The following is a 23,051-nucleotide window of genomic DNA, read 5'->3' on the forward strand; positions in this document are numbered from 1 at the left end:
GCGTTGCCCCTTACATCCCGCCGTGTGTACTGGCGGGGTGCGTGGAGCGCCGCAAACGGCGCGACTGCGCGGCGCGGCCAGGACGGCTGCTGCAAGCGAAAGGTGTTGCGTCAGGATGGAAACCCGCTGCCCCGGAACGGGCCCGGGCAGAGACGGCGAGACGGCTCTGTGCGGAGCATGACAGCCGACAGCACGCCCGCATAACCGGCTATTCCGGTCACGCACCACGACAAAAAAACTGGAATGAATGGCGGTAAAAGCACCACGGAAGAATACCGTTATCAGAGGCGGTGCGGTGATCGCGCCGTCAGGCGCGCGCCCTGCCGTTCCGCCGCCGAAGGCGCAGGTTTTGGCAGGCTGACAGGCGGGCCGCAACCGCCTGAACGTTACTGATTAACCTTTGCCGCTCTGCAAAATAAAGTGGCCGCTAATATATACGGCACACTGACAGGTCATGTAATGGCAGATTTCATCTATGATCTCTTCCGTCCTGAGTTCTCTCTGACCACAGAAACGGCTGCGCTCGTTTATCAGGGCTTTGTACTGGCAAAGGATGCCGCGGTTCTGCGGTGACAGTTTCATTTTTCTTCTTATCTGTTCAGTGCCATTCTCGCCTGAGCAACAGCCTGCAAAATCGTACTGGGGTCGTCTTCTCCTCCGGTCTGGACTAAACGCCCTGCTGCTTCGGCCAGCGTCTGAAGGCTTCGTGCATCAAAGCTGACTTCGCGTACCTGATGCATCATCGCCCGAATATTACTGAGATGCTCCCATACGGTCTGTCCGTTGATACCGTGCTCAATGTAGTTTTCATCCAGTGAGATGCGTCTGAGCACCTCGACAGACTCTTGTTCGGTAATGCCCATTTCTTCGCTGCAGACTTCCACATCTTCGATTGTCCACACCAGAACGGTCAGGGTGCACCCAGGGATATAGTTTTCCAGCAGCCAGGCGCAGACTTCATTTACGTTGCCATGCATGTTTTTTTCTCCTGTAAGGGACGGTCTCACCGCCCCTGATCAATCAGTCCAGTGCGCGGAACAGCGCGCCGCCCTCGGTGTGCGTATCTGCATACGCCATCAGTTGCTCGTAACGTTCACAAAAGTGGGCGCAGAGTTCTTCCTGATCATGGTGGCTGTGCATCCAGCTACGGTGATTAAGCACCAGTGCAGTCAGAATGATGCCCGCCACCTCCGCTGAAACGATCATATCCGTCCAGTTTTCAGGGTTACGGAAACGGTACTCATCGCCAGGCGACTGCATGAATCCTCCGCCATTGGGTAACTGCACAAACTCCCAGAAACCGCCGTTGTAACCTTCCAGAAAGCGTTCTGCCTAGTGATAAACGTTGAGTTCTGAGCGCAAAAAGTCGCTGGAAAACAGCATGGGTAAAAAGCGCATTCGTGCGTCCCCGTCGACGAAACGGGCTTGATTCATTTCCTGCATACAAACGCCTCGCTTAAGGGGATGACAGATACGGCCTGTGCCGTGCCTGAATGACAGCCCGACGAAAAGCGGAGTGATCAGGAGCGACGACGAGGCCGCAGCGCAATCGAGCGGAGCCGTGATTATGCACGCGATGACGCGAAGACTGAGCGGAAGCGCGACGGGAGTAAGCCCCGTGGAGGGAGTGCGAACGGGGGAGGAGGCGAGCGAAGCGATCTCTTGATCACGCAGTGGTCGGGCTAAAGTGAAGGCACGGCAACGGCCGCAGACCGCACGGACCGGGTTTTCTGCCTTCTCCCGCGAGAGGCGGAATAAAGCGGCGCACAGCAACATCCTTGTTCTCTGTTGTCCACAGCCCGGGTGCATATCCGGCACCTAACCCTGTGGATAAACGCCCACCGGCGGCAGCATAAGCGACATTAAAAGGAGTGATCAGAAAACAACCACTTCGACATCTTAATTCAGGTGACTGCGCATCAGCGCGGCCCGCCGGTGAAGGTCGATGAGCTGTAAATCAATGTCCTCAATCAGCACCGCCGCCATTTTCTGCGCCGGCGAGGCACTGCGATAGGCCTGATGTGTTAACGCCAGTTCCGATGAGGGAATACTCACATAGTCTGCATAGGCACTGCTGCCATTCATTATCCCCTCCGGAAAGCGCACCATTGAATAGACCTCATCGCCTGGGCTGAACAGAGAGACGTTATTGCCGGCCGCTGCAACGACTCCGGATACATCAGTTCCCAGGATGAGCGGGAATGTTGGGTTTGGTCGCCTTTCAAGTGGATTAAGGCTGGCGGCGTGCACTTGAACAAGTACTTCGTCACTTCCAACAAGCTAAAAGCGAACGTTACTGGACCAATTTCAGTTGCTTTTATGAACCCTGATAACAATCAGTAATGTACCAGGCCGCCGTCTACCGCATATTGGCTGCCGGTAACATAAGATGCGTCATCGGACAGGAGAAAAAGGGCAACTGCAGCGGCCTCTGCTGCTGTTCCTGAGCGGCCCAAAGGAACCTGTTTTACCACAAAATCTTCAAACTGCTGACGCGACTCTTCTGGCAAAAAGTGCCTGAAGTTGGTTTCAATCGGACCTGGCACCAACGTGTTGGCGCGTATACCGCGTTCAGCCAGAGCAGAAGCCCAGCTTTTGACCATAGCGATAACAGCGCCTTTCGTCGATGCATACAGGCTTGTCATCGCCGCACCTTCATATACAGATGAGGATGACGTCACCAGAACGGATGCGCCTGAATTAAGTGATTTGGAGAGCGCTGCCAGCTGTAGCATTGGGCCGCGCACATTAGCGTTCATCATGCGATTAAATGAATCTGCTGTTACAGATCCCGGAGAGCTTAGTTCCGCGAAACCAGCATTAAGCCATAATCCATCAAGTTTACTCCAGCCATCAATAGCTTCCTGCAGCACATTTATGTCAGTTTCGCTTGCAGCATCGCTTTTCAGAACAAGCGATGCCACAGGAAGGATACTGCGTGCGCGTTCCAGCCTTTCTTCATTAAGCCCCGTAATAGCTACATGCCCACCTTCAGAGACAATTCGCTGAGCGCCTGCCAGCCCCATGCCGCTTGTCCCACCCGTGATCAATATACGTTTACCCTGAAACCTTCCCATGCTTACTCCCTTTATTTGGCTGTGGAATCAGCATTTACCTTGCGTAAAAAAACTATTCGTCATCTTTTTTATTATGCAACGATGGCATTGCTGTTTAAATGTCCTCTCGTGGCATAAAGCAGACTGATGTCATCCTAATCTCCCATATGAGCGAGGAGCGGACAAGAGACTTTCATGAATAGTTACGATAACTGCTCATGTATTTCAGAAAATGCTCGGCTGCTTCGAAAGAGAAAATATTGATATCAGAGGCATCACCACAGGTGCTCCGATAATGGCGGATGAGAAAGACCCGCCGCTTACCGTTGCCGGCGACAACCCCGCTCCAGCTTTTTCTGGAGACGGCGGATCCCGGCCTGAGCATCTGACGGTTCTTTATTAGTGGATGAGTCCGGAACGTACTTCTTTATCCAGGCGTAAAGTCTGTAGGTGATGATATCGAGACGTGTTGCAACGCTGGAAACAGAATAACCACGATCGACGACCTGTTTGACTGCTTCAATTTTAAACTCTTCGGGATAACGCTTACCGATCATGGGCACCTCTCTTTAAGTCATCTTAAATGACTCTGAGGTGTCTGCGATTCATATCTCCCTTTCCTCTCAAGTCGTAAAATGCTAAGAACACAACAGGGATTAACCGGGCATGGCAGCACCAAGGTCCAATGACATCGCACTCCCTGCGTCAGCTACTTAAAAGCATTGGCTGGAGTGGTATTTAGCCCACATGCTACCAGAACCAGAGGCAGTACTCGTTTAAACGTGATGGGCTATCGATCAGATGCTATCGAGGCCCAACTTGCACATGCTGACACCAACAATGTCCGCCGCACTTACAACCATGCGGCCTATATTGATGAACGTAAAGTGATGATGCAGGAATGGGCTGATATGTTGGATAAAAGTTTACACAACGTCCCCCTTTGATTAAGGATCGCGTTGCACCGCCCCCATTGAACTCACAGCTCAAACCGAATCTTACGATTGAACCGGACTGGCCTGCGCCGGTAAGAATATTTAGGCCGCAAATACCATTTAACGGATAAACATAGATCGTCAGACAGAGACATGATGGCTACTGAGATTCCCCTGCTCATATCGGTGAATCATCATTAGGTTTTCCCTTACGAACTGAATACTCACTGACCCAGACCATAAAGCACTGGCTTGACAGACTGAACCACAGATATGAACGAGAGTCCGTACAGTTGCGGAACGGCAGTTATATGCCTGGTGAAGCCGTAAGGAAAACGCAAGGCTCTAATATGAATATTAAATTCCCTGAAGCGTATTAAGCGGACCTTAATTTTTCCAGCCCCTAAGTGCCCTGTTCTTATGGAAGTTTGCGCCGGAACCCCATATGATTGATTAAGAATGTTCAAGTAAAGGAAACTCTGATGCAACTTATAAAAACTGAATACTCCCTCAGTTCCGGGTATCCGATTGTCAGGCGCACGCTGGAGGACAAAAAGAATTTGGTGAAACAGCCTGGTTTCGGTCCTGAGTCCTGCTGTGCAGTAGTCCAGTACAGGCTACGGGGTAATATTCGTTATGCGTTCGGAAACAGTCGGATGCAGATAAGCATGCCACCAGGAATCTATACCCATAATTGGGTCAGGCTGCATGGCGAAATGGCGGCTCTCGTTGCCGCGATAAACCGCATCGAGCGCTATTCCACCGATGATGTAATACCAATCACGGCTGCCTATATTGAATTGCGGCCCTGTGAGGCCAACTGCATGCAGGCACTGCGTAATATTCTGCCTGAGGATGCTTGCGTTTATTACTCTTTTGACCACCCCACTCAGGTTGACGAATGGAAATTACGTGCTAATGAGCTTTGTAGCGTTTGAAACTTTTCACCACAACATTTTCCCAGGCAAATTAGAAGTGATATCCCCCAAAATTTAGGTGATGTGGTGAATGAATGGAAACGCAGAAACTCCCTTTAAAAGTTACCCAGCTGGTTGCTATCAGCTTAAATTGCACTGTGTTCATGTCCGTTACGAGCCAAGAGCGAACGTGGAGATCGACAGTCTCAGTTGATTTAAGGGAAGCACTTTAGTGGTTGTTGTCAAAGCTACGTTTTAAAGGTTTAAATATTGCATTACAAATATTATGGATTCTACAAATGAAAAAACGATTGTTACTGCTTATATTACTCATTACTTCCCAATCGTGGGCTAGTCAGCCCTCCCCAAATGAGCAAGCTAAACAAATGGCTGAAGCAGTATGCCTATACCAATACAATGTCATTAATTCTCACTTTACTTTGGGTTTTTCTGAGGAAAAAGCAATTCAAGCATCGTCTAAAATACTAACTAATTATTTAAAGAGCCATAAATAAAATGCTGGGGATTTTTTTCTCTCATCGATTCGTAGAAGCACAATTGCACAGTTACGGGAGTTAGAAGGAAATAAAGATGCAGTACAGCGACTACACTCTCCCCCACCAGATTTTAAAGATAATTTTTTATCCTCTTGTAATGGAATGAAAAAAAAGCAGTTGGAAGCTATGCATGTTTTTGGTTAAATTCAACATACATACATACATACATACATACTGATGTGATTACTTTGGGGCCATCGCAATTATTATCTTTTATCCTCGCTCATAGCTGCCAGAGCCCTACTAAAGCAGCAGGCTCTTGCTAAAAGTGAAAAATGCTAAACGCATGATATGTTACTCTTTTGGGTGCTGGGCATAAAAATAATTAATAGTAACTTTTAGGCGAATCTGAGTGGATATCGGTGTCTTAGACTTGCCGCTTGTAGGTTTGTTTTGTGCTTGTGCCTTGACCTTCCCCCTGTAAACCGATCCATTCTATTTCAGAGTGCTTCCGACATACTGTTATGTACTCGGAATTGATTGCCATACGTAAAGCCCGACTCACCGAACACCAGATCATTGCCGTTCTGAAGTCCGTCGAAACCGGACGTACCGTTAAGGATGTCTGCCGCGAAGCGGAAATAACTGAGGATTCGTATTACAACTGAAAAGCGAAGTTTGGCTATATGAAAGCCTCTGATATCGAAAAGATGAAAGCTCTTGAGGAAAAAAACGCCGCTTCAAAGAGATGTTTGCCGACCTGAGTCTGGAAGATTGAGCGTTAAAAAACTCATCGAAAAAAACGTTAAAAACAATGATACAGCGTGAGCACGTCGGTTACCTGACCGCACAATTAATGGTGTTTATCCCCTTTCAACCCTCTTCATCACGAATCTCATCCCGCGCCGCATGACGGGTGGCTCTGGCGACCGTCCCTCCATCCATAAGGATTCCCTGCAACAGCAGATTATAAACCGGTGCCTGGGGACGATTCAGGCGGTTCTGCAGTAGCTGAATCGCCTCGTAGCCCAGTTCACGACAGGGCACGGCAAAGCCAGTGATGGATGTGTCTGGCGGCCCGGCTAACCGGCTCGCCAGATCGGTAGTCATCAACGACATATCCTCGGGAATACGCAACGATCGGGCACGCAACACATTTTGTACCCCGGTGATAATGCCTTTACCTACCGGCAAGATAACATCTGGCCATGCTTCACGTGGATGACCATCCAGCCAGCGATTAAGCGCGTCCTCTGTCTCACCAGAGGAATAGGCTTCGATCACAATCAGGTCTTTCTGCGGACTAAAGGGGATATGAAAATGGCGGTAAGCATCTTTAATGCCTTCCAGGCGCAAAAACAGCGTCTCACGACTCAGACAGGTCACGGTCAGCACGCGACGATGGCCCTGTTCAAACAGATGCTGCATAGCCCCAAAACCAATCGCATGGTGATCGGGTGAAACCGCATCCAGCTTCATGTCTTTGTCTCGGGAATTAATTAACACGCAGGGCTTATTGAGTGTCGCTGCCAGATTAAAAATCGCCTGGTCGTCAGTCCCGATGATGATGATAGCGTCGTTACTTTTTGCACCCGCCTTTTCAAGAAACAGCTTCACATCGGCACGCTGTTCCTCAAGCGGATAGTAGCTGATATGAACGTCGTGCGTTGCACAGGCTTCTGCGATGCCGCGCGTCACTTCGAGATAAAAATGATCGCCACGCGGCGTAAAGGTGCGCGCTGGGGCAAACACAATAAGGCTGTTGATCAACAGGCGGCTGCTTACCATTTCATGCAATACGCCAAGACGACGCGCACAACTGACGATAGCCTCACGTGCCTTATCACTGGTGTAAGACTTACCGCTCAGCACGCGCGAGACCGTACTGACGGAATAGCCCGTTTCTGCTGAAATTTCGTCCATTCTGAGCTTGCCAGCCATAATGTGATCCCCATCCCAATCATTTTTTGCAATTTTTTGCAGCTATAGTGGATTGATAATACGGTGATTTTACATTCCGTTCACAAACATCCGCCTCGCTCTGCGAACATTCTCACAAAAACAGTTTGTCCCCACTCCAGCGCTTTTTTATGGTCTTCCGCAGGCACCACAACCCAGCGAACCAATGGAGAATAAGCATGCTAAAAATTGCAATAGTGGGCATGGGCAACATTGCCAATTTACATATTCAGGCATTTTTGCAATTTCCTGAACGCGGCAAAATTGTCGCTGTTGTTGATGTTTATCCTGACAAAGCCCGCGATAAATTACAGCGTTATGGCCTGCAGGATGTGCGCGTTTACAGCGATCATCATGAGATGCTGGCAGAAGGCGCAGATATTGATGTCGTTGATGTCTGCACCCCGCCCTATGTGCACGCAGAAAACACCATTGCGGCGCTGCAGGCAGGAAAACATGTGTTATGCGAAAAGCCAATGGCGGCATCACTCGAAGAGTGCGATGCCATGATTGCGGCGCAAAAGGCCAGCGGAAAGGTCCTTTCCGTGGTGGCACAGAACCGTTTTACCGATGCCTTCTGGCGCTTAAAAGCCGCTGTTGATTCGGGGCTGGCAGGGAAAATCTGTCACGCACAGGTCGATTCATTATGGTGGCGGGGCCACTCTTATTACGACCTCTGGTGGCGTGGCACCTGGGAGAAAGAAGGCGGCGGCTGCACGCTTAATCATGCGGTGCACCATATCGATGCCATGCAGTGGATGCTCGGTGCCCCCAGTGAAGTGGTTGCCATGATGGGCAACGTGGCCCACGACAATGCCGAAGTCGAGGATCTCAGCGCCGCTATTTTCCGCTTTCCGAATGGAACACTTGCGCAGCTAACGGCCTCGGTTGTGCATCACGGAGAAGATCAAAAAATCATTCTTCAGGGTGAAAAAGCGCGCCTCTCTGCGCCCTGGAAAACCGTGGCTAACCAGGCCGCTGAGAATGGCTTTCCGGAAAAAGATAACAATATTGCTCTGGAAAGCGAGCTGGAGCGCTTATATGCCGATGTGCCACCTCTGAACTGGACGCTGCATGCCGGGCAGGTGAATGACTTTTTCTGCGCCATTGAGCAACAGTGTGCGCCATTAATCGATGGCGAGCAGGGTAAACGGTCGCTGGAATTAATTACCGCCATCTATAAATCGGCCATCACCAAAAGTACGGTCTCGCTACCTATTCCTGAGGATGACGCCTTCTATTGCACCGGCGGGCTGATTGCCAGTGCGCCCCATTTCTACGAAAAGCAGGCCTCGGTGGATAACTTCGCTGATGTCGACGACATCCCGTTGGGTAAAAATTTTGCGTGAGGAAACAACCATGAATAAAAAGGATGGCATGAATTACGCGCCGAAAGGCAAGCCGCAGCACGTAGTCAATCCAGGCGAGTTTATCTTTGCCGCCACCGGGCTCGATCATGGGCATATTTATGCCATGTGCAATGGCCTGACCGAAGCCGGTGCAACCCTGAAGTGGGTTTACGATGCCGATGCGGCCAAGGTCGATAAATTCGTCCAGCAGTTTCCGCACGTACAGATTGCCGATTCACTCGATACGATCCTGGCCGATCGGCAGGTGCAACTGGTGGCAGCGGCGGCGATCCCGTCACAGCGCTGCGCGCTGGGGCTGAAAGTGATGGAGGCGGATAAAGACTACTTTACCGACAAGGCCCCACTTACCACCCTGGAACAGTTGGAAGATGCCAGAGCGACATGTGCTAAAACCGGCCGTAAATATGCGGTTTATTACAGTGAGCGTCTGCACGTGGAAAGTGCGGTATTCGCCGGGCAACTGGTTGAACAAGGCGCAATTGGCCAGGTCGTACAGACACTGGGTACGGGTCCACATCGGGAAGGCACGGGTCGACCAGACTGGTTCTATCAGCGTCGTTATTTTGGCGGCATCCTGTGTGATATCGGCAGCCACCAGATAGAGCAGTTCCTCTATTACACCGGCAACCGCGATGCCACGGTGGTCGCCAGTCAGGTCCGCAATTTCAGTCATCCTCGCCACCCGCAGTTTGAAGATTTTGGTGAGGCAATGCTGGCGGGCGAAAACGGCGCAACGGGTTATTTTCGCTGTGACTGGTTTACACCTGATGGCTTATCAACGTGGGGTGACGGACGCATGACGTTACTTGGCACCGAAGGATACATCGAAATCCGCAAATACACCGATCTGACGCGCGATGAGCAGGACGTAGTGTACCTGGTCAATAATGACGGCGAATTTCGTTACAGCGTTTCTGGCACCGTGGGGTTTCCGTTTTTCGGCCAGTTAATTAATGACTGTCTGCATCGCACTGAACAGGCTATGACGCAAGAGCATGCGTTTAAAGCCGCCGAATTATGCATTAAAGCACAGATGTTAGCTAACGCGGGATAACCTACCGCTGACCGACTTTATTTCCACTTCTGTCTATAACAGAGACGGCAGCATCGCGCACCTCTGCCGTTATAAAACGCCTACCAGAACAGGAATTTTATCGATGGTTAAACCCACTCAACGTCGCGTAGGTTATGGCGTAGCAATCGGCTACGGCTTAGCGGATTTATTTGGCGGAGGCGCTTTTGCCGTTATCGGTGCCTGGCTATTATTTTTTTACACCACTTATTGCGGATTATCGGTATTTGAAGCGGGATCTATATTTGCCATTGCCCGCGTCATCGATTCTGTTTTAAGCCCGATAATGGGTTACATCACCGATAATTTCGGCAATACATGGGCGGGCCGTAAATTTGGCCGCCGCCGCTTCTTTTTATTAATGTCGTCACCCTTGATGCTGCTGTATGGCGCACTGTGGGTGACGGATATGAGTTACTGGTATTATCTCGGTACGTACCTCACTATTGAATTACTCTCTGCAATGGTGCTGGTCCCGTGGGAAACCCTGTCATCTGAGATGACCAACCGCTTCAGCGAGCGTACGCGTCTGTCCGGCGTGCGCCTGATGTTCTCTTCGCTCGGGAGTTTCCTGGCTGTCTCCGTGCCGGGGCTGATCATGACCTACACCGGCAAAGATAACGCCATCACTTACACGCTGACGGGGATCATTTTTTCGGTCATTTATTGTGTTGCCGTCTTTATTACCTGGCTCACGACCTGGGAAGCGAAAGATATACAGACCGGGCAGCCTGATGAGATCCACCCGGTCAGGAAAGGTCATTTCCTGGCGCATTTTAAATATTTGTTTGTGGACCTGATTTCATCATTCAAAATCAGAGCCTTTCGCCAGCATCTGATGATTTATATCTGCTCATTTACCGCAATGGATGTCTTCCTGGCCGTTTTTACCTACTTCGTGATTTACGGTCTGAAACAGGACGCCTCACTGGCCTCTCTGTTACTGAGCAACATGATGTTTATGTCTATCCCGGGTACGTTTGTATTTATGATGCTGTTAGGCCGGTTAAATATGACGCCCTCAACCGCACTGAGGATTTCTTATCTCAGTATTCTGGTGATCTTATTCTTTCTGTTTGCCGTTTATCTCTGGCACTGGCAGGTACCGGCCCTTCTGTTCAGCGCGATATTTCTCTTTATGGGCATCGCCCGTGCCGGGTTGTTCTACATTCCCTGGAACATCTACAGTTTTATTCCTGATATTGATGAGATGGTCACCTGTAAGCGTCGGGAGGGAATCTTTGCCGGCGTAATGGTGTTAACCCGTAAAAGCTCCGTCGCCATTGCCATCTTTATGATTGGGGTCGTCCTGCAGGAAAGCGGTTTTACGAAAGGAAATGGCGCCCAACCCGAGAGTGCGATTAATGCCATTGTGGTATTGATGGTGTTTGTGTCTGGCACACTACTGACCATCAGTTTCTGGCTGACCTATAAGTTCAAGCTGACCCAGAGCAGTCACAGGTTGCTGATCAAAGAAGTCGCACGTCGTAAGCTTGGCGGCGCACCTAAAGACTGCGATGCAGAAACGCGCAAAGTGATCAAATCGCTGACCGGGTATGAATATGACGAAGTCTGGGGCGTCACACCGGCGAAAAAAACTAACGATACCGCCGTGAATTCACCCCTGTAGGCGGAGGGTGACGGATGCGTAACCCGCCTGCCAGTGGGTTACGCATCCGTTAGCCGTTAAAGCGGCGATCGGAATAGTGCGACGCCAGTAAAGACAAAGTTGAAATTCAGTAAGCCATCCAGGGGTTAACAATCTGGCTTACGAGCGAACAATTCTTCTCTGTCTTCTGGCCGTAGGCTTAAGCTGTGCCCGGCATTAAGAAAATAACGCCTGTTCTGCGGGCGCGGATCTTTCGATAACTCACCCCAGCCCAGCCTTAACGTCGGATAACGGGCTCGGCGCGCCCACCTCGTCGCTTTTCCTTTGCACCCTTTTTACACCGCATCAGATTTTTTTTACGCCACTTTTACACGCCGGGCGCTTAAATCTACAGCACCGGGCGCAGATGCGTCCATGTACAAGGAAGCCGTTGATGAAATGCGTGAATGCGTCCTCTTTCCTGCCGGTTTGTGGTGATGCCGTGGTGGCGGATCTTGCCGAGCAGCAGCGCCTTCGCCTGATGTCTCCCCGTAAATGGTTCAGAGAGACGATGGAGGTTAATACCGATCCGGCCATGCTCAACCCGCGGCTGATTGCCCAGTGGCTGGGTGCGGCGATCCCTGATGCGCGCTTTCTGACGCTGGCCCTGAACAGCAGTCTCTGTTTTGGGCTTTATCGCCATGCTCGCCAGATTGGCTTTGCGCGCGTGGTCACCGATATGGCCGAAACCTGGATAATACAGGACCTGTTTATCTCGCCGGAATATCGCTATGTCGGGCTGGGCTCCTGGCTGCTGCACTGTTGTCTGACGCATCCCGGTGCCAGTGGCTGCCAGCGCATTATTGCCCTGAGTGACAGCGCCCCGGCTTTTCTGGAACGTAACGGGTTTATTTGTCATGACGCGCTGCCGGGCATTTATCTCAGGACGGTTTCACCTGATGGCCTGGGTGATTCGGTGCGTGCTGATCGCACCCAACACCATTAAGCGAACAGGACGCCTTGCCATGTGCGGCCTGCTGCAGTTTTTCATCCGACCTCCACACGACGACTGTTGGACATCGGGCACGGCGACTGATGCCCTGCCCGCCCATAAGGAAAACACCATGTCAGGTTTTATCCTGGTATCACACAATCATTCACAACGTTCCACCCTGTCCGCCATTTATGAAGGTCTTCTTTCCCGCAACGGCGGACTCTGGATCAGCTGGGATGGCGAGACGGCGGTTCTGCCTCTTGATGCGCCGAGGCCGCTGAGTGCTCAGCAGAAAGGCGCTTATGCAACCCTGACCTTTCCTCTGTCAAAGGACGAGGTGAATGAAGGTTATCACCAGTATGTTCATAAAGGGATGTGGCCGGTTTTCCACCAGCGCCCGGACCTGGCCCGCTTCTCTGCTGACGGCTATCGGGAATATAAAAAAATTAACGAAGCCTATGCACAGGTCATCAGTGAAAACGCCATGCCCGACGACGCCATCTGGATACAGGATTACCACCTGTTAGGCTGCGCCCACTACCTTCGAGAGGCCGGACTGACCAACCCGGTGGGCTTTTTCCTGCATCAACCTTTTCCCTCGGGCAAGATGTTTGAGGCGATTCCCGACTGGCGCTGGCTCACAGAATCGCTGCTGTGCTGTGACCTGATTGGCTTTCAGACCGTTCAGGACATGAACAACTTTATCGTCTGGCTGGAGAGCGAATGTCGTACCGAGCGCCTGAGCGCTGACAGCATTCGCGTGCAGGGACGGATTGTGAAGCTCGGCGTCTTTCCTGTCGGGATTGATCTTGATGATGTGCGCTGTCTGCGTGACAGCAACAGCTGTGCCTTTATGGAAATGCAGTGCCGTGAAAGCTTAGCGGAAAACACCGTACTGAGCGGCGGCCATCTTGATGAAAGCGCCGGACTGCCTTACCGCATCAGCGCGATAGAAGTGCTGCTGCGCAAACATGCGGTTTATCAAAAAAATATTACCCTGCTACAGCTGGCACCGCACGCTGCGGGCTACGCGGACCGGGCACCGGGCATCGCGCACACGTTAGAAACCCTTTGCGGCGAATTTAACGGCGTACACGGCATGATGAACTGGTATCCCGTTAACTGTCTGACTCATGCCTACAGCCGTGAGGAACAGGCGGGCATTTATCGCGCCTCACGCGTAGCGCTGGTCACGCCGCTGATGTCGGGAATGAGTTTAATGGCAAAAATGTATGTGGCGTTGCAGGACCCGGATAACCCAGGCGTGCTGATTCTGTCGCAGTTTGCTGGCGCGGCAGAGCAAATGGACGGTGCGCTCATCGTCAATCCTTACGATCCGGATGCTATGGCCGATGCCATTCACAGCGCCCTGCAGATGCCATTGCGTGAACGGCGACATCTGCATGCGCGCCTGATGAAGGGCTTGCATCTGCATGACAGCCATCACTGGGCACAGGCGTTTTTGTCGATGCTGAACGGCATGCCGGTGATCCCCGGCCCGGTCATGTCAGCCGTGCCCAACTTGCGCCTGGGCAGCAGCCGGGTTCGCTACTGAGGTTGTCGCCCTCCGCAGCGCCATTATGCAGGGTTGCGGCGGTGATGCCAGATCACCACCGCCGCAACCCTGCGCAGGACAGGGCCTTTTCATCCGGCCCTGTCGCCCGATAACGGCCTAAGGCAGATAGAACATGGGCTGTAACGGTTCGCTGACCGGGCTGTTATCCGCATTCGTCACCATCACATCGTGCATGGATGCCCACCAGCGCTGGCACACCGCCGTCTGCGCCACCGCCTGCCAGCGCGCCTCTGATTCGATCTCCACGCTGGCAAAAAGCAGGTGGCGCGTCGTATCCAGCCAGATGGCATAGTGATGCGCACCGTGCGCTTTAAGCGTCTGTTCCAGCTCAGGCCAGATAGGCGAATGACGGCGCAGATACTCCTCGTGGCAGTCCGGATGCACCTGCATCACAAACGCCTTACGCAACATCACTGCGCACCGCCTGAAGCGCCGCCGGCCAGGGCTTGACATTAAAGCGTTCACCCAGCGCGATTAACTGCGCCGTCGTGATGCTCTGACGTATGCCGCCCATCGACAGGGCTTTCACGACCACCTCAGACGACTTCTCGGCGGTATCGATCAGGCCGAAGGTGTCATCCAGCGTCGGCCCTGCGCCAAAGATCCCGTGGAACGGCCACATGACCAGGCTGTGGGTGGCCATTTCGTCAGCGGTCGCCTGACCGATGTCATCCGTGCCGGGCACCATCCAGGGCAGAACCCCGACGCCATCCGGAAACACCACCAGGCATTCGGTACTGCCTTCCCACAGCAGGCGAGTGAAGCGCGCGGCGTCGAGGTTGACGACATAGCTCAGCGCCATAAAGTTTGTGGCATGGCAGTGCATAATCACCCTGTCGGCCCCTTGCGTAACGCGTTTGCGTACAGCGTGCGACTGGAAATGGGACGCCAGTTCTGATGTCGGCATGCCACCGTTACTCAGCCCCCAATGGATGCGATACGACAAGCCTTTGTCATCCACCTGCAACAGGACCAGGCTGTCCGCGGCATCAAGCTGAACGTTGCGAAAGAACTTGCCCGAGCCCGTGACCAGAAACCAGTCGTTGGCCAGGTCCGGGACAGGCTGACTTAACTCTACACAGCGCGGCTGCACGTAAAAATCGGCAGCAAAAGGTGCTACCTCTTCCGGTAACAGGCGCAGGCTGACATTGCCGCCATTACGCTCATCCCAGCCTTTCAGCCACATATCACTGGTGACTTTCACCATCCCCTGCACAAACCCAGCGTTCAAAATAGTTTGCATAGCCTTTTCCTTAGCGTTGACGCAATGTGTGGTGTTCATAGTGACGAACCTCGCTCAGCCAGCTGGCATCAGCCGGCACATCATGGCGCAGGCACCAGGCTTCCCAGACCGCCTGCCACGGCAGAGATTTTTGCTCTTCGAGCAGTGCCAGACGCGCGGTGTAATCCCCTTCACGTTCCAGCGCTCTGAGCTGATCGCTCGGTTCCAGCAGGGCACGCAGCAAGGCTTTTTTGGTATTGCGTGTGCCAATCACCCAGGCGGCAATGCGGTTGATTGAGGCGTCAAAAAAGTCGAGACCGATATGCACTTTATCGAACAGCTTCTGGCGTGCGATTTCATGGGCAATGGCCTGGGTTTCATCATCCAACAGGACCACATGATCGCTGTCCCAGCGCACAGGACGGCTGACGTGCAGCAGCAGCCGCGGGACAAACAGCATCGCTGTCGAGATTTTGTCGGAGATCACTTCGGTAGGATGGAAATGGCCCGCATCCAGTGTCAGCGCAATCTGGCGACTGGCGGCGAAGCCCAGGCAGAATTCGTTGGAGCCTACCGTATAGCTCTCTGCGCCGATGCCAAACAGCTTGCTTTCAACCGCATCGATATGGTGTTGCGGATTGTATTTTTCGCTGATAATCGCATCCAGTGAGCTGGCCAGACGCTGGCGCGGTGCCGCACGATCGACCGTGAGATCTTTCATCCCATCCGGTACCCAAATATTCATAACGGAAGGCGTGCCAAGCTGCTCACCAAAGTAAGCCGAAATGCGGCGGCTGGCTTTGCAGTGATCGATCCAGAACTGACGGATGCCCGCATCGGCGTGCGCCAGCGTGAAACCCTCCGCACTGTGCGCATGGGAAAAACAGGTCGGGTTAAAATCCAGCCCGAGGTTGTTTTGCTTTGCCCATTCGACCCAGTGACGGAAATGCTGCGGTTCAATTGCATCGCGCTCAACCGGCTGATCACTTTCCAGGTAGATAGCATGCAGATTGACTCTTTTCGGGCCGGGAATTAACGACATGGCTTTATCCAGATCGGCACGCAGCTCAACCGCATTGCGCGCCCGACCGGGATAATTGCCGGTTGCCTGGATACCGCCCGTCAGCTGGCCGTTGGGATTTTCAAATCCACGCACGTCGTCGCCTTGCCAGCAGTGCATGGAGACCGGGATCTCATCCAGTTGCGTCATTACCTGGTCGACATCGACGCCAATAGCAGCGTAACGGTGTTTAGCCAGCTCAAAAGCCTGTTCAATCAGCTTTGTCATAAGCACATTCCTTAGCGGGTTGGCACAGCGCGGCGAAGCGAGCCTGATGGGCTGCAAAGGCGCTGTGATTCTGCGGAGTAAAAGTTTCTAACGGGAAATTACGGCTGATACAGCGGCGGAGTTCAGCGACATCGCGCAGTTCTCCCAGTGCAATCAGCTGGCAGCCGACATTGCCGAGCGTGGAGGCCTCAACCGGCCCCGCCAGCACCGGCAACTGGCAGGCATCGGCGCACAGCTGGTTCAGCAGCGGGTTCTGGCTACCGCCGCCGACAACATGCAACTGGCGCAATGGCGTGCCGCGCAACTGGCTGAGCTCCTCCATCGTCTGGCGGTAGAGCAGCGCCAGGCTGTCAAAAATCGTGCGGGCCAGTGCGGCGTCGGTATGCGGAACCGGCATTGCCTGTTCTGCACAGGCATGTTGAATGGCCTGCACCATATTTTCAGGATTGATGAATCGGGCATCGTTGGGATTGATCAACGCCTGGCAGGCTGGTTGACGGGCGGCGGCGTCAATCAACGCGCACAAATCGTGGATGCCGCGTTCCGAGCAGACGCGCTGCAGCAGCCATAATCCCATAATGTTTTTCAGTACCCGGTAGCCTTCTGCACCGCCCTCATTGGTGACGTTAGCATTCATCGCCGCGTCACTCACACAGGGTTGCAGGCTTTCAATCCCCATCAGCGACCAGGTACCCGAACTGAGGTAGGCGGTGTTGTCCGCCAGGAGCGGCGTCGCCAGAACGGCGCTGGCCGTATCGTGGGTGGCCACGGCGATGACCGGAATCGGTTTGCCGCTCGCGCTGATAAAGTGACCGACCCTGTTGCCCGGAGGCTGGGGTTTACCGAACCACGCGGGATCGATGCCCGCCCAGGCCAGCAGGTCAGAATCCCACTCACCGCTGTGGATGTTCAGCAACTGCGTCGTGGTGGCATTGGTGTATTCCCAGTTCATCACGCCCGTCAGGCGATAATGCAGATAGTCCGGGATCATCAGCGCATGTTTGACCCGCGCCTGCCAGTCCGGCTGTTGCAGATGCAGAGCGCGCAGCTGATATAAGGTATTAAAAGGCAGGAACTGAATACCGGTACGTTGATAAATGGCCTGCTGCCCCAGGTCCTCGATGGCCTGTTTCATCAGGCCTTCGGTGCGCGGGTCCCGGTAGCTCACCGCCTCACCGACGCGTGCTCCTTCGGCATCCAGTAACACCAGATCCACGCCCCAGGTATCAATGCCGATGCTGTCGGGCACAATGCCCTCTTCATCCAGTTGCGCCAGTCCAGCCCGGATCTCATGCTCCAGCCTGTCCAGATCCCAGCAGTCATAGCCAGCCTGGCAAACGCGTTGATTGGTAAAGCGGCGCACTTCGCGCAGCCTGATCTGCTGGCTGGCGGCCGTCCACTGTGCAAGCATCACGCGCCCGCTCGATGCGCCTAAATCAATCGCCACACTATTACGCATGCTCATCGCCTGTTCTTCCTGAAATGACATGGCGACAGGATACGCAGCGCACCCTGCTGTCACCTTAGCGGCACTGCCAGCCGGTTAGCGGCACTGGCAGGGTGACAAAGGTGTTCGTGAGGAAGCTCACAGAACTCCTTAACGGCAGAGTTGTGAGCTTTCCCGCATTTTTATCAATCACTTAAGCGATCTTGAAAATTTCACGCATTTCCTGCGCTGCGCGGTTCAAAATTCAAGGTAAGCTGCACATCGCCTGCGTAGACTCGGTTGCAGTTTTGTTAAACGAGGGCGAATCATGACTGTTCTGCATAGTGCTGATTTCTTTCCGGCTGGCGATTACGCCATTGCCATTGAGCCGCGTGTGCCCCAGCAGGCATTTCCTGAACATCACCATGATTTTCACGAAATTGTGCTGGTCGAACAGGGTTCAGGCATTCATGTGTTCAATGGTCAGGCGCAGACATTAAGCGCCGGTTGCGTCTGCTTTGTGCGCGATCACGATCGTCATCTGTATGAGAAAACCGACAACCTGTGCCTGACGAACGTGCTGTATCGCAGTCCGGTGGCGTTTCGTTTTCTGTCGGGCTTACAGGCGTTGCTGCCCCTGGAGGATGACCGTGGGTGCGCATCTCACTGGCGGATTAATCAAAAAGCGATGGCGCAGGCCCTGCTCCTGGTGGAACAGATGACGCCGCAGGCGGTGTGGTCGCTGGAGCGTCAGGCGCATCAGGAAAGGCAGTTTTTACAGTTACTCGTACTGCTGCGTGAAGCGGCGCACAACCCCAACGCGCAGGATCAGGAAGCCAGACTGCACCGGTTGCTAGACTGGTTGAATGATCACTACAGTGAGGAGATTAGCTGGGAAGCACTGGCCGAGCGCTTCTCGCTGTCACTGCGTACACTGCATCGCCAGATGAAGCAGCAAACCGGTAGCACGCCACAGCGATATCTTAACCGGCTGCGTTTATTGCAGGCTCGCCACCTGCTGCGTCACAGCGATATGCGCATAACGGACATCGCCTATCAGTGTGGATTCGGTGACAGTAACCATTTTTCTACCCTGTTCAGACGGGAATTTGGCTGCGCGCCCCGAACGGAGCGCCAGCCTATGTGGTAAGCGGAGCATTAACTATGTCACTGATCCTGTCACGTAAGGACTACTTCCCGGCCAGCAACTTGCCCATTGCTGTGGCTGAACGTATGCCACAGCCCTCCTTTCCGCCGCACCAGCATACTTTCAGCGAGATCGTTATCGTCTGGCGCGGCAATGGCCTGCATATCCTTAACGATCGCCCGTGGCTGATTACCTGCGGCGATGTTTTTTATATTTGCGACAGCGACTGCCATAGCTATGACAGCGTGCACGATCTGGCCCTTGATAACATTCTGTATTGCCGGGACCGTTTTCATCTTGCGCTTGACTGGGGCCAGCTGTTACCGCCCCAACAAGAAACCATGCCCAGTGGCTGGCGGCTCACGACTCGTGGTATGACGCTGGCACGGGGCGTCATTAGCCAGCTGGAGCGCGAGAGCCGCAAAAGTGATGCGCTCTCCGTGCAACTGTCCGAGGCGCTTTTTTTGCAGCTGGCGCTGATTTTACGTCGCCATGGTTATGCTCCCGAACGTGCCGGCTCCCTGCCTGAAGGCGAGCAACTGGATCGGCTGATGTCGGCACTGTTAGTGGACATCAGTCGCCCCTTGAATCTGGCAGACTTTTGCGAGCAGCATCAGCTGAGTGAACGCTCGCTTAAGCAGCTGTTCCGCCAGCAAACCGGCATGACGATTGGCCACTATTTACGCCAGTTACAGCTGTGTCAGGCCAAACATTTATTGCGCACCCAGTCCGGTTTAATCAGCGAGATTGCGGCGCAGTGTGGGTTTGACGACAGTAACTATTTTTCTGTGGTATTTACGCGAGAAACCGGCCTGACGCCCAGTGCCTGGCGGCAGCGCTTTCTGCCACAACGCCTGCGCACCGATAATGAAAAAGCCTGACGTCACAGCGCCAGGCCTGATTTCTTTTGTTTCAGGAAGCCATGCCAAGCCCGACGATGTTGGCCGCGATAATGATAACCACACAGCCAATCGATAACACCCGAACCGGACGGCGTCCCACGTCCTTCCACTCTTTCAGCACCAGCCCTACCACGCCGCCACACAGCACATACAGACTCATGTGCAGCATCCAGCTGACGAAGTCATACTGCGGCGGGATTTTGGCGTGCCCCCAGGCATAGAAGAAAAACTGCAAATACCACATGGTTCCACCCAGAATGGCGAAGGCGATATTGGCGAACAGTAGCGGTTTCGCGATGGAAAAGTCCTGCCGCACTGACAGCTCTGGCTTCAGCGCCAGGCGCATAAAACAGTACGCCAGGTTAATCACCGCCCCGCCGCCCATGATGACCACATAGCTGGGTAACGCCACGTAAAGAGGATTAATGCCCAGGCTGGCGGCCGCCTCATGCAGGGGTTTCGCCGCATCCATTGCGAACGACATCCCGGCTGAAAAAATGCCGCAGATGACGGCCAGTACAAGGCCTTTCTTCAGGTTGAACTCTTCTGCGTTAATCCCTAGCGCCCGCTCTTTCAGTAACCCCGCACGCGTGACGATGGCCACGCCCACCAACGCCACCAGCACGCCGAGCAGTGTCATGCGGCCGCCGGGCGAGTTGAACAGCTCGACGAACCGGCCCTGCAGCAGCGGCGTCATCAAGGTGCCGACAACAAGCGTAATCCCAATCGCGATCCCGATGCCCATCGACATGCCCAGATAGCGCATGGTGAGCCCATAGTTAATATTGCCCACGCCCCACATAGCACCGAACAGAAACACCGGCAGCAACTGCGAGGCGCTGAAGCTGGTGTAATAAGCCCAGAAGTGTGGCAGCAGTACCGCACTGACCGCCCATGGCAAGATCAGCCACGACATCACACCGCCCACCGACCACATGGTTTCCCATGACCACTTTTTCACCTGCTTAAACGGAGCATAAAAACAGGCGGCACTGGCGGCCCCCACCAGATGCCAGAAAATACCTGCAATAATGGCGCTGTTCATTGTTATTCCTTTTTCAGGTTGAGGCCAAAAGGAAACCGATGTTTCCCGATTAGCAGCAGTCTAGAGGGAGCTGCTTTCTCTCAGCCTTTGAATGGCTGCCGGGAAAATAAAGTGGCTGGCAAAATTCAGTGAGTCGTCAACATAAGGATCACAAATTCGCATTTGCCGATCTTTCGCAGGCTGTTAATTATAAGTTATTTATTATTCGGGTAATTTTCCTTTTTTGTTAAGTGGAGCAGCAAAACCATCACGACATTGCCGGAATGTCCTTTAACGTGGCATTCACATCAAGTGACGCAGCTTCTGACTGCCTCGCAGCGTGAACGGCAGACGCGAGCACATGCGCGGGCCAGAGAATGAACAACGGTATGGGTAGTCAGGAGGGAGAAATCAGGTGTGCGGTGGTCAGCGCGGTTTATTCGCGGGCTGTCTGTCGCGACAGGACAGGGTTTTCTCTCGTCATCGCATCAAACAGGTTTATGGCACCGCGGACAGCCACAGCAGATAGTGCGTCCCGGTGTTGAACGCGGTCTTCACAGGTAAGTTCTGCACGTCAGGTTTACAGGATTAAACAGCGCGAGGTTTCGGATAGATGGCATCGGGTATTTTTTTACCCGATGCCATGAAAAGCAGAGAAAGCCATTGCTGACATGCACATTTTATTCTGTTCACCGTGCGTCATCTTAACGAAGTTGCACGTCTTACGCGTCCGTTGAAAAATCGCGCCTGCGTGTCATCCCAGCCCTGAGCGAAGGAGAAAACATCATTAAAAAAGCGTTTCGCTAATACATATTTCCTCGACCCGAATAATATTCGCCACAGGAAACCCGGCCATATCGTCGCGGAATGCCTGGCTACGCATATATTGCTCATTCAGATGTTGAACATGACATCCCTCCGGTAAGGTGACCACAGCCATCACCTGATTTTGCTGGTCATTTCCCCCCAGAAACACATTGTCCACCTCTATGCCAAATTTCAGCAAACTGACCCTGTGTTTTGGCCAGCACTGTCTGAAATACTCCACAGCGCTCGCTTTATCCTTCAGTGTATAAATTCTTAACTGCTTCATGAAATCACGCCTCGCTGTCATGACCGGGAAATGAGGAGCCATAGTAAAAAACGGCGTTGGCAAAATTTATGCAAAAAAGCACATTCACGCTTTGCTTACATTTTTCTGTGACGGGTTTCGGGCGCTGAAACCTCAACCAGCGTGACGTTGGATAACGGCGGTGCCTGCGTCTGGTAGCGGGTCGGCATGGCGTCGTTCCCCTGCTGTTTCTTAATATGATTAAATCGTGTGCGATACATGTTTAAAGGCGCGAAAATAACACAGACGCATCCGGGGCTGTCAGGGCCGCAGGGGTGACAGAAACGCGCTAAGCTGGATAGCACCTGAACAGGGTGCCTGAGATAAAGACATTTAAGCCGAAAGGATAAGGAAGAAGATGAACGAGGTGACCCGAGTACCAGATGGTACTTTGTATGATGCAAACCATGATGAACGCATTCTTCAACGCCGGGGGCTCGCTAAGATGCTTTGTTATGACTATAACCTGAGTCGGCCTGATAATAATGAAACACGCCTTGCGCTGCTCACCCGGCTGCTTAAAAAGTGTGGCAGCAATCCCGTTATCGAACCCCCTTTTTACTGCGACTATGGCGTTAACATTACGATTGGCGACAATTTTTACGCTAACCATAATCTTATTATTCTTGATGGGGCTGACGTGGTGATCGGTGATAACGTCTTTCTCGCACCCAACGTCGGTATTTATACCGCAGGCCATCCTCTGGATGCCGAACGCCGAAATCAGGGACTGGAATACGCGAGCCCTGTGACCATCGGCAATAATGTCTGGATTGGTGCGGGTGTCAGCATTATTCCGGGCATAACAATAGGTAACAACGTTGTCATCGGGGCGGGAAGCGTAGTGGTCAAGGATATTCCGTCAGGCGTTCTGGCTGTGGGTAATCCTTGCCGCGTCGTGCGTGAAATAACCGAAAAAGATCACGCCCGCACCTCATTTTGAAAAGAGGAGCTTGTAACCTGCTGC

At 53.0% G+C, this 23,051-nt stretch carries 20 protein-coding genes and 4 pseudogenes; 11 read left to right on the plus strand and 13 right to left on the minus strand.

The features are described 5' to 3' along the window. Positions 1-393: 393 nt before the first annotated feature. The 6 genes and pseudogenes from FBY13_RS23625 to FBY13_RS02475 form a co-directional block, all read right to left on the minus strand. Complete coding sequence (locus FBY13_RS23625) at positions 394-582, minus strand: hypothetical protein (RefSeq protein ID WP_074181010.1); 189 nt, start codon at positions 580-582, stop codon at positions 394-396. 8 nt (positions 583-590) lie between these two features. After that, positions 591-977 (minus strand): DUF1380 family protein, encoded by a 387-nt coding sequence (locus tag FBY13_RS02455; protein WP_063879289.1) that lies wholly within the window; start codon positions 975-977, stop codon positions 591-593. A gap of 43 nt (positions 978-1,020) precedes the next feature. Continuing rightward, positions 1,021-1,320 (minus strand): antirestriction protein, encoded by a 300-nt coding sequence (locus FBY13_RS02460; RefSeq protein WP_255474408.1) that lies wholly within the window; start codon positions 1,318-1,320, stop codon positions 1,021-1,023. 705 nt (positions 1,321-2,025) lie between these two features. Then, a pseudogene (locus tag FBY13_RS02465) lies at positions 2,026-2,277 on the minus strand (alcohol dehydrogenase catalytic domain-containing protein); the annotation flags it as partial. A 59-nt stretch (positions 2,278-2,336) separates the two neighbouring features. Beyond that, entirely contained in the window at positions 2,337-3,077 is a 741-nt protein-coding gene (locus tag FBY13_RS02470; protein ID WP_096012472.1) for an SDR family oxidoreductase, read from the minus strand. Positions 3,078-3,397: 320 nt separating this feature from the next. Then, positions 3,398-3,613, minus strand: a pseudogene (locus FBY13_RS02475) (transposase); the annotation flags it as partial. Between the two features lie 78 nt (positions 3,614-3,691). On the opposite strand from FBY13_RS02475, the pseudogene FBY13_RS02480 reads away from it, so the two are divergent. The 3 genes and pseudogenes from FBY13_RS02480 to FBY13_RS23630 all read left to right on the plus strand — a co-directional run. After that, positions 3,692-4,003, plus strand: a pseudogene (locus FBY13_RS02480) (tyrosine-type recombinase/integrase); the annotation flags it as partial. A gap of 470 nt (positions 4,004-4,473) precedes the next feature. Next, complete coding sequence (locus FBY13_RS02485; protein WP_063879286.1) at positions 4,474-4,929, plus strand: hypothetical protein; 456 nt, start codon at positions 4,474-4,476, stop codon at positions 4,927-4,929. A gap of 1,021 nt (positions 4,930-5,950) precedes the next feature. Beyond that, positions 5,951-6,249, plus strand: a pseudogene (locus tag FBY13_RS23630) (transposase); the annotation flags it as partial. 29 nt (positions 6,250-6,278) lie between these two features. Here the strand turns inward: FBY13_RS23630 and FBY13_RS02500 are convergent. Then, a complete protein-coding gene (locus FBY13_RS02500) occupies positions 6,279-7,346 on the minus strand; it encodes a LacI family DNA-binding transcriptional regulator (protein WP_145393383.1) in 1,068 nt (355 codons plus the stop codon). A 197-nt stretch (positions 7,347-7,543) separates the two neighbouring features. Here FBY13_RS02500 and FBY13_RS02505 point away from each other — a divergent pair, with 197 nt between their 5' ends. From FBY13_RS02505 to FBY13_RS02525, 5 genes are all read left to right on the plus strand, one after another. After that, on the plus strand, positions 7,544-8,713 hold the full coding sequence (locus FBY13_RS02505; RefSeq protein WP_145393384.1) for a Gfo/Idh/MocA family protein: 1,170 nt from the start codon (positions 7,544-7,546) through the stop codon (positions 8,711-8,713). Positions 8,714-8,723: 10 nt separating this feature from the next. Next, the gene (locus FBY13_RS02510) at positions 8,724-9,788 is read left to right on the plus strand and encodes a Gfo/Idh/MocA family protein (protein WP_063879283.1); all 1,065 of its coding nucleotides are present in this window, start codon (positions 8,724-8,726) and stop codon (positions 9,786-9,788) included. A 103-nt stretch (positions 9,789-9,891) separates the two neighbouring features. Continuing rightward, positions 9,892-11,436: an MFS transporter gene (locus tag FBY13_RS02515; RefSeq protein WP_145393385.1), complete on the plus strand. Its 1,545-nt coding sequence runs from the start codon at positions 9,892-9,894 to the stop codon at positions 11,434-11,436. Positions 11,437-11,848: 412 nt separating this feature from the next. Then, positions 11,849-12,400 carry a GNAT family N-acetyltransferase gene (locus FBY13_RS02520; RefSeq protein ID WP_109716197.1) on the plus strand — a complete coding sequence of 184 codons (552 nt, stop codon included), beginning with the start codon at positions 11,849-11,851 and terminating at the stop codon, positions 12,398-12,400. A 118-nt stretch (positions 12,401-12,518) separates the two neighbouring features. Then, entirely contained in the window at positions 12,519-13,943 is a 1,425-nt protein-coding gene (locus tag FBY13_RS02525; protein ID WP_145393386.1) for a trehalose-6-phosphate synthase, read from the plus strand. A gap of 117 nt (positions 13,944-14,060) precedes the next feature. On the opposite strand, the gene rhaM is transcribed toward FBY13_RS02525, so the two are convergent. The 4 genes from rhaM to rhaB are packed head-to-tail and all read right to left on the minus strand — an operon-like array spanning position 14,061 to position 17,939. Continuing rightward, positions 14,061-14,375, minus strand: a complete 315-nt coding sequence (rhaM, locus tag FBY13_RS02530) for an L-rhamnose mutarotase (RefSeq protein ID WP_145393412.1) — start codon at positions 14,373-14,375, stop codon at positions 14,061-14,063. Continuing rightward, the gene (gene rhaD / locus FBY13_RS02535) at positions 14,365-15,207 is read right to left on the minus strand and encodes a rhamnulose-1-phosphate aldolase (protein WP_145393387.1); all 843 of its coding nucleotides are present in this window, start codon (positions 15,205-15,207) and stop codon (positions 14,365-14,367) included. The genes rhaM and rhaD overlap by 11 nt, the downstream gene beginning before the upstream one ends. 10 nt (positions 15,208-15,217) lie before the next feature. Beyond that, entirely contained in the window at positions 15,218-16,474 is a 1,257-nt protein-coding gene (locus FBY13_RS02540) for an L-rhamnose isomerase (RefSeq protein ID WP_063879277.1), read from the minus strand. Further along, entirely contained in the window at positions 16,458-17,939 is a 1,482-nt protein-coding gene (gene rhaB, locus FBY13_RS02545) for a rhamnulokinase (RefSeq protein WP_145393388.1), read from the minus strand. Before rhaB ends, FBY13_RS02540 begins: the two co-directional genes overlap by 17 nt. A 289-nt stretch (positions 17,940-18,228) precedes the next feature. On the opposite strand from rhaB, the gene rhaS reads away from it, so the two are divergent. Both rhaS and rhaR read left to right on the plus strand, forming a co-directional pair. After that, entirely contained in the window at positions 18,229-19,050 is an 822-nt protein-coding gene (gene rhaS / locus FBY13_RS02550) for an HTH-type transcriptional activator RhaS (RefSeq protein ID WP_145393389.1), read from the plus strand. 14 nt (positions 19,051-19,064) lie between these two features. Next, positions 19,065-19,928 carry an HTH-type transcriptional activator RhaR gene (rhaR, locus tag FBY13_RS02555; RefSeq protein WP_063879275.1) on the plus strand — a complete coding sequence of 288 codons (864 nt, stop codon included), beginning with the start codon at positions 19,065-19,067 and terminating at the stop codon, positions 19,926-19,928. 31 nt (positions 19,929-19,959) lie between these two features. Here the strand turns inward: rhaR and rhaT are convergent, their stop codons facing one another. Together rhaT and FBY13_RS02565 are read right to left on the minus strand one after the other, a co-directional pair. After that, positions 19,960-20,994, minus strand: a complete 1,035-nt coding sequence (gene rhaT / locus FBY13_RS02560; RefSeq protein WP_145393390.1) for an L-rhamnose/proton symporter RhaT — start codon at positions 20,992-20,994, stop codon at positions 19,960-19,962. A gap of 766 nt (positions 20,995-21,760) precedes the next feature. Next, positions 21,761-22,066, minus strand: coding sequence for a hypothetical protein (locus FBY13_RS02565; protein ID WP_063879273.1), 306 nt, complete (start codon positions 22,064-22,066; stop codon positions 21,761-21,763). A 376-nt stretch (positions 22,067-22,442) separates the two neighbouring features. On the opposite strand from FBY13_RS02565, the gene FBY13_RS02570 reads away from it, so the two are divergent. Continuing rightward, the gene (locus FBY13_RS02570; RefSeq protein ID WP_063879272.1) at positions 22,443-23,027 is read left to right on the plus strand and encodes a sugar O-acetyltransferase; all 585 of its coding nucleotides are present in this window, start codon (positions 22,443-22,445) and stop codon (positions 23,025-23,027) included. Positions 23,028-23,051: the final 24 nt, after the last annotated feature.

It is taken from the genome of Pantoea sp. SJZ147, assembly GCF_007828605.1.
GTDB classification, from domain to species: Bacteria; Pseudomonadota; Gammaproteobacteria; order Enterobacterales; family Enterobacteriaceae; genus Pantoea; species Pantoea allii.